Below are 7372 nucleotides of genomic sequence, written 5' to 3'. Positions count from 1 at the left end.
GCGCATGAAGGAGCTTGGCTATCACTGTGTGCAGACGATGGGCGATTCTTCGGGCATCGGCTGCGGGTACAAGCGCGGCTATGATCGTATGCTTGTATCTCCGTGCATCACCCATCCGGCGTATGAGGGCGTCAAGCGGACGATGGATCATCTCGACGCCTTTGATGAATGCGATAACTATGTATTTCTTCATGTCGAGGATTCGCATCCCGTTGTTTCGTATGTAGTGCCGCCGCGGTTTAAGACGCAGGCGAAGCTCCCGTGGCAGGAGCGCGTTTATCAGGGGACGCCGAGGGAGCGAGCGTTCGTTCTCGATGGAAAGCGGCGCAATGTTTACGATAACATGGCTGCGATTGAGCGCATGGATCGGGATCTCGGCGAGCTGTTTCGATACATTGAGGAGCGTTATGCAGAGGATGAGTACATCATCAATGCGTATTCCGATCATGGCATTTCGATTCATAGCGCGGATCCGTTTTTTTTCAGCGATGAGCGCTGCGGTACGGCTTTGATGGTGCGCGGCGCAGGCGTTCCTGCGCTCGGCGTGACGGATGAGCTTGTGAGCAGTCTCGATCTTCATGCCATTGTCATGCACGAGGCGGGACTGCCTGTGGATGAAACGCTGGATGCGAATCTGCCCGCTGCGTTCGGCGGCAAGGCGCGTGAATATGTAATTTCGAACTCGGTATTCCCGGGACAGACGTACAAGCTCGACATACGCACGAAGGAGCATGAGTTTCGTCTGGAAACGAAAGATTTGACGCGATTGGACGGCACGATCAACATGAGCGCCTATACTTGGCGTCTTTATGAGCGCGAGGGGCATCGGGAGATCTGGAGCGACGCGTTGCGCGACAAGTTCCTCGCAATCGCATGGCAGCATGTGGCGTCGTTCGCCCATCTGTGATATGATGAGGTTGCCGCCCAAGGGCGATCCAAGGCGGCAGGAAGGCGGTTGAATCAACCATGATGCAGAAATTTTTCCTCGCGGCGCTTCTTGACAATAAGCCGGGCGTCCTCACGCATATCTCGGGGCTTATCAGCCGACGCGCGTTCAACATCGAGAGCATTTCGGCGGGCTATACGGAAGAGCCGGACGTGACGCGCATCAATATTGTCGTGTCCGTCGAGGATGAACGCGAACTCGCGCAGGTCACGACGCAGCTCGCGAAACTCATCGACGTCATCAAGATCGTCAATCTCAGCGAAGTGGATTCGATCAAGCGCGAACTTGTACTCATCAAGGTGCGTGCGACGAAGGAGACGCGAGCTGACATCATCAACGTCGTCAACATCTTCCGAGCGCGCATCGTCGATGTGAGCAAGGAGAATGTCGTCATTGAGCTTACGGGTGAGGGCGACAAGATCGACGCTTTGTCCGAGGTGCTTTCCGAGTACGGCATTATCGAGATCGCGCGTACGGGCGCCATCGCGCTCTCGCGCGGCCCTGTGCCGGTCAAGGCGATGTAAGGGGGAAGATCTTTTGCTGGGGGTACGAAAAATCTTTTCTTTTGAAAAATCAAGAAGCTCTGGGCTTGCCTTGGGGCGCGGCGTTTTGCGCGTCGGCTTGGCGGCGCTCGTGCTTTTGGCTTCGGCGGTCGGCTCGCCGCTCGCGTTGGCGGCGCACGCGCCCGCCGCAGTCAGCGAGCGTGCGCACGATGTAGGCGAGACTTCGGTGCATACGGATCCGCAGCACGGCGGCACGGCGCGGCGCACGATCGCTTTTGGACAGCCTGCGCAGCGCAGGACTGCGCCGAGCGCCGCCAAGGAGCCGGCGGCTCTTGAGCCACCGCCGCCGCCCGCAGCGCGTGCTTTTGCGACGCCGCCGGCGAGCGTGCGTTCGATGACGGCGGATGCGGCGATCCTCATAAATGCGAAGACGGGCGAGGTGCTTTACGAGAAAAATGGCGACAAGCGCGAGTATCCTGCGAGTATGACGAAGATGATGACGTGCATCCTCTCCGTCGAGAGCGGCAAATCCGATCTCGCCGTGACGATCACGCCGTTTGCCGCCGACGTAGAGTCAACGCGCGTCCGCCCCGGTGAGCAGGTGCGACTCCGAGATCTCACGCGCCAGATGATGCTGATCTCCGACAACGGCGCCGCGCTCGCCATCGCCGAGACGCTCGGCGGCTCGGAAGAGAAGTTTGCGAGGATGATGAACACCAAGGCGCGAGAGATCGGCGCTTTTCATACGAACTTCGTCAATCCGAACGGTATGCCCGATGCGAATCACTATTCGACGGCGCATGATATCGCCCTCATCGCCGCTTACGGTCTTAGGAATCCCGAATTTCGCAAGATTGTAGGCACGAAAGCGAGTACGATCTATTACTTGCAGCCCACAGGCTACAAAACCTATTGTGAAAACACGAACGCGCTTCTCTATGACTACCCGGGCTGCACCGGGCTAAAGACCGGCTGGACACGCGCGGCGAAAGGCTGCCTTGCGGCGTCCGCCGTGCGCGGCGATACGGAGCTGATCGCCGTCGTCATGCACTCGGACGACGAGGAGACACGCGCTTTGGAAGCCGCCGCACTCTTGGACTATGGCTTCGATTCCTTCAAGAGCGGCTCCTAAAGACAGGGGGAGACAGATGGATATGGAAGATGAGAGACTGCATGAACCGCTGATTTCCATTGTTTTGCCTGTTTACAACGGCGAAAAGTATCTGCGCGAGTCCATAGACAGCATCTTGGCGCAGACGATGCGGGATTGGGAGCTTATCGTCGTCGATGATTGTTCGAAGGATGCGACGCCGGCGATTTTGGCTGCATATGCCGCACGCGACAGACGGATACGCATCGTGCGCAACGAGGAGAATCAACGACTGCCGCGCTCGCTGAACATCGGCTTTGCCGAGACGCGCGGCGAGAAACGAAGCCGCTCGGATGTGTGCTGGCGGGCGGCTGGATGTATCTGTGATCTCTAAAGGCTATGCTCTGAGAGATGAGGGGGCGTAAGCATGACAAAATACGATCCGAAATCCGCACGCGCCGAGGAATTCATCCATCATGAAGAAATCCTTGCGACGCTCGCGTGGGCGGATGCGAATAAGGATGACCGTGCACTCGTGGAGCGCCTTTTGCTGCGTGCGCGCGACTGCAAGGGGCTGACGCATCGCGAGGCGGCGCTCCTGCTCGCGGTTGATGCCCCCGATCTTTTGGAGCGGATGTTTTCGCTTGCCAAAGAGATCAAGGAAGAGCTTTACGGCAAGCGCATCGTGCTTTTTGCGCCGCTGTATCTCTCGAACTATTGCGTAAACGGCTGCGTCTACTGTCCCTACCATGCGAAGAATCGAAAGATTCGCCGCAAGAAGCTCACGCAGGATGAGATTCGCCGCGAGGTCGTCGCGCTGCAGGATATGGGGCACAAGCGGCTCGCGCTTGAAACGGGGGAAGATCCGCTGCACAATCCGATCGACTATGTGCTTGAGAGCATCCGGACGATCTACTCGATCAAGCATAGGAACGGTGCAATTCGCCGCGTGAACGTCAATATCGCGGCGACGACGGTCGAGAACTACCGAAAGCTCAGGGACGCGGGCATCGGCACATACATCCTCTTTCAGGAAACGTACCACAAGGAGAATTACGAAAAGCTCCATCCGACGGGACCGAAGCACGATTACGCATGGCATACGGAAGCGATGGACCGCGCGATGGAGGGCGGCATCGACGATGTCGGCTGCGGCGTGCTCTTCGGGCTGAACCTCTATCGCTACGACTTCGTCGGGCTTTTGATGCACGCCGAGCATCTGGAAGCGCGTTTCGGCGTCGGTCCGCATACGATCAGCGTGCCGCGCATTCGTCCGGCGGATGACATCGACCCCGGCGCGTTTTCCAACGCCATCGACGACGACATCTTCGCCAAGATCGTCGCCGTCATCCGCATCGCTGTGCCGTACACTGGCATGATCGTCTCGACGAGGGAATCGGAGGAGAGCCGTCGGCGCGTCCTCGATCTCGGCATCTCGCAGATCTCGGGCGCATCCTCGACGAGCGTCGGCGGTTATGAGAAGAAGGAAGCCCCGACGGAAAATTCGGCGCAGTTCGACGTCAACGATACGCGCACGTTGGATGAGGTCATCGAATGGCTCTTAGACCTCGGCTATGTGCCGAGTTTCTGCACGGCGTGCTACCGTGCAGGCCGCACGGGCGACCGCTTCATGAGCCTTTGCAAGAGCGGACAGATCAAGAACTGCTGTCTGCCGAATGCGCTCATGACGCTGAAGGAATACTTGGAGGACTATGCGAAAGAGACGACGCAGGAAAAGGGCGAGCGCGTCATAAAGGAACAGTGGGCGGACATCCCGAACCCTGCCGTCAAGGAAAAGGCGGCGCTCTATCTCAAGGAACTCGGCGACGGGATGCGTGATTTTCGTTTTTAATAGAAAAGAGGAATTTTTCCCTTCGTTGGCGAAATAAAAAATATTCATGGGAGGATTTGGGAGATTTCGGGAGGTAAGCAAGATGATGGATTTCAAGGACAGCGAGATCCGGAGGATTCTCGTGCCTTACGACGGCTCGGAGCAGGCGCAGCAGGCTGTGCGGCAGGCGGCGCACATTGCGCGTCTGCAGGGGGCGGCGCTCATGCTGCTCTCGGTCGTCGATCTCAATGCGGAGGTCGCCGCTTTCGAGCGCGTGAGCTTGGGCGGCTACGCACCGGCGGAGCTGAAGGAAGGCGCCTATAAGGAGCTGGCGAAGATCCTGCGCGAGGTGCCCGAGGATATTCGCACAAACAGTATGGTGGAGATCGGCTCGCCCGCCGAGGTGATTGTGGAAACGGCGGACGATGAAGGCTATGATCTCGTCGTTATGGGCAGCCGCGGGCTTGGCAGGCTGCAGGGATTCTTAATGGGCAGCGTCAGTCAGTATGTGCTGCAGCATGTGCATTGCCCCGTCATGGTGGTTCGCTGATATGCAGGGCAACGATAAGAAAACATCTCCCCTATCCCATCTCTTTCGAAGCAAGGATGATGCAGCGCGTTTGAGGCGCGGCGTCGTCCTTTTTGCGCTGTTTTTTTTCGCGGCTTTCCTCGCGCTTGGCTATCATGCTTACGACAGCGCACGCACGTCGAATGCGACGATCTGGAAGGAAAAGGTCGATGCCGATATGCGCGGCGTCCTCTTGCTGCTTGAGGCGACGCATCCCGGCGACTGGACGGTGCAGGACGGGCGCATCTACAAGGGCGGCCGGCTGCTCAACGACAACAACAGTTTTGTCGATCACTTGAAGGAAGTCACCGGCTCGGAGATCGCGCTCTTCGTCGGCGATACGGTCGCGGCTTCGACTTACGAGACGGACGATAAGCGTCTTGCCGGGCAAAAAGCGGACGCCGCTGTCACGAAGATCGTGCTCACGGGCTGCACGCCGTATCTCGGTCGCTCTGATCTTGGCGGCCTGCGCCCGATCGGCTCGTATCACACGCTCTTCGACATCGACGGTGAGGCGATCGGCATGATCTTCGTCGGTGTGCCTGAGGCTTCGGAAGCGCGTTCTCTCGGCACGCTGACAAATTCTTTGGCTTTGGCGGGGCTGGGGCTGCTTCTTCTCGTGCTCACGGGGCTGGGGCTTCTGCTTGCCTATACGGGGCGCATCGCTCTCCACTTGCAGGGCGCAGATGAAAGCGGGGGCGAGGATACGCCGCCGCCCATGCCCGAGGCGGCGCATGTGTCTGCGGCGGAAGAGCTGCAGGTGCATCGCGCTCCGCCTGCCGATGCGGCGTTCGAAGCTGTGCCTGCTGAAGCGCTTTCGCGCATGGGCGCTTTCTGCACGACCCTTCTTGCGGGGACGGAGGCGCAGGCGCAGGTGATGGAATCGGCGCTCGCGCAGGTCGGCGCGTGGAAGGCGCAGGCGGAAAAGGCGGCGGCTCTTCTCGCCGATGCGCAGGGGCGTGCAGGCGAGGGCGATGCGCATGAAGTAAAGAAAGAAGCCGAGGAGACGCGCCGCCGCCTCAGCGAGAGCCGTGCGGCGGCGAATGCGGCGGCGGCGCGCACGGGCGAAGTCGCCAAGGAGCTTCGGGCGGCGGATGAGATCGCACGCACGCTTTCCAAGCGGGCGGCGGCGATCGGCGAGACGCTCGTCGAAGTCGCAGAGCTTGCAAGCCAGACGAACCTCTTGGCGTTCAATGCGGCGGTCGAGGCGGCGCGTGCGGGCGATGCAGGCAGACGCTTCGCCGCCGTCGCCGATCAGGTGCGCCGCTTGTCAGAAGATGCGGGCAAGCTCTCGTCGAATGCGGCGGAGCTTTTGTCGGCGCTCGGAGACGACGTCGCCAGAGCCGCCGCTGCCATCGAAGCGGGCGGCGCGGGGGCGAAGGAGAGCCGCGCGGCGCTTCGTGCGCTCGCCGATACGGCGGCGCAGTTGGAAGAGACGGCAAAACGCGCGGGCAACCGCCCAAGCGGTGCGCAAGATCTGCTGCCGATGCTTGCCGAGGTGCGCACGCTGCACGAGCAGATGGCGAAAGATGCAGAAAATATGCTCGCCGTCAAAGACGGCGAAACGGCGAAACTCGCCGATCTGCGCACCGCTGCCGATGGCTTGCGCGCCCTTTTGGGCGAGGCTGTGCCGCCGCTTGCCGCTGCTCTTGCGGCGGACGGCGAAGAGGTGCATGACGCAGACCGTGCGCCTGAAGAAAGCCACGCGTATGGAGAAGCGGAAGCGGATGGAATGTGTGAGGAGGAAAAGCCGTGATTATCTCATGGGATGAATACTTTATGGGCATCGCCCTCTTTTCCAAGTATCGCAGCAAGGATCCGCACACGCAGGTCGGCGCCTGCATCGTCAACGAGGCGAAGCACATCGTCGGCGTCGGCTATAACGGTATGCCGAACGGCTGCTCGGATGAAGAATTCCCGTGGGGCAGCACGGGCGATTTCGGCGAGAAGAAGTACGCTTATGTCGTCCATGCCGAGCTTAATGCGATTTTGAACGCGAGCACATCGCTTGCGGGCTGCCGCATCTATACGTCGCTCTTCCCATGCAACGAATGCTGCAAGGCGATCATCCAGTGCGGCATCAAGGAAGTCGTCTACCTCTCGGACAAGTATGCGGCGACCGACAGCACCCGCGCTTCGAAGCGCATGTTCGCCGCCGCCGGCGTTCACTATCGTCGGCTGGAGACGAATCTTCGCGAGCTGCCCGTCAATTTTTCGCTGCCGCAGGGGGAGCAGGAAGATTGACCGCTTTTGCTTCATGGCGCAGCAAAAGCCGTAAGAATCGCCGATTGTGCGTGCAGTCTTGCACAATCGGCGATTTTTATGTACAATAAGGAGACGTTGAAACGGATTTTTGCATTTGGCAGCTGCTTTTTTTTTGCCGCTTTTTGTGTTTCTCAGCGAGGAGGATTTTCATGTCCTTTCAGACGACGAT

The 7372-nt window shown here is 59.5% G+C and carries 8 protein-coding genes; all 8 read left to right on the top strand.

Features of this window, described 5'->3' with window-relative positions:
* Positions 1-907, top strand: a 907-nt coding sequence (locus tag ACTTKG_RS07880) for a sulfatase-like hydrolase/transferase (protein ID WP_442673672.1), incomplete at its 5' end; no start/stop codon positions are given.
* Between the two features lie 62 nt (positions 908-969).
* On the top strand, positions 970-1470 hold the full coding sequence (ilvN, locus tag ACTTKG_RS07875; RefSeq protein ID WP_442673673.1) for an acetolactate synthase small subunit: 501 nt from the start codon (positions 970-972) through the stop codon (positions 1468-1470).
* A 13-nt stretch (positions 1471-1483) separates the two neighbouring features.
* Positions 1484-2581, top strand: coding sequence for a D-alanyl-D-alanine carboxypeptidase family protein (locus ACTTKG_RS07870; RefSeq protein WP_442673671.1), 1098 nt, complete (start codon positions 1484-1486; stop codon positions 2579-2581).
* 16 nt (positions 2582-2597) lie between these two features.
* Positions 2598-2933 carry a glycosyltransferase family 2 protein gene (locus tag ACTTKG_RS07865; RefSeq protein ID WP_442673670.1) on the top strand — a complete coding sequence of 112 codons (336 nt, stop codon included), beginning with the start codon at positions 2598-2600 and terminating at the stop codon, positions 2931-2933.
* Between the two features lie 33 nt (positions 2934-2966).
* Positions 2967-4391 (top strand): [FeFe] hydrogenase H-cluster radical SAM maturase HydG, encoded by a 1425-nt coding sequence (hydG, locus tag ACTTKG_RS07860; protein WP_442673669.1) that lies wholly within the window; start codon positions 2967-2969, stop codon positions 4389-4391.
* Between the two features lie 82 nt (positions 4392-4473).
* Positions 4474-4920, top strand: a complete 447-nt coding sequence (locus tag ACTTKG_RS07855) for a universal stress protein (protein WP_442673668.1) — start codon at positions 4474-4476, stop codon at positions 4918-4920.
* Between the two features lie 70 nt (positions 4921-4990).
* A complete protein-coding gene (locus ACTTKG_RS07850; RefSeq protein WP_442673667.1) occupies positions 4991-6694 on the top strand; it encodes a methyl-accepting chemotaxis protein in 1704 nt (567 codons plus the stop codon).
* Positions 6691-7182, top strand: coding sequence for a deoxycytidylate deaminase (locus ACTTKG_RS07845; protein ID WP_442673666.1), 492 nt, complete (start codon positions 6691-6693; stop codon positions 7180-7182). The genes ACTTKG_RS07850 and ACTTKG_RS07845 overlap by 4 nt, the downstream gene beginning before the upstream one ends.
* The last annotated feature ends 190 nt before the right edge of the window (positions 7183-7372 follow it).

Source organism: Selenomonas sp. (assembly GCF_052169755.1).
Classification (GTDB): domain Bacteria; phylum Bacillota; class Negativicutes; order Selenomonadales; family Selenomonadaceae; genus Selenomonas.
Note: the sequence above shows the minus strand (reverse complement) of the source record. Positions and strands in the feature narration are given on the sequence as shown.

Excerpts from the sequence above, each read along its gene's own strand:
- hydG (WP_442673669.1), top strand. The coding sequence starts at position 2,967 with ATGACAAAATACGATCCGAAATCCGCACGCGCCGAGGAATTCATCCAT.
- ilvN (WP_442673673.1), top strand. The coding sequence starts at position 970 with ATGCAGAAATTTTTCCTCGCGGCGCTTCTTGACAATAAGCCGGGCGTC.
- ACTTKG_RS07855 (WP_442673668.1), top strand. The coding sequence starts at position 4,474 with ATGATGGATTTCAAGGACAGCGAGATCCGGAGGATTCTCGTGCCTTAC.
- ACTTKG_RS07865 (WP_442673670.1), top strand. The coding sequence starts at position 2,598 with ATGGATATGGAAGATGAGAGACTGCATGAACCGCTGATTTCCATTGTT.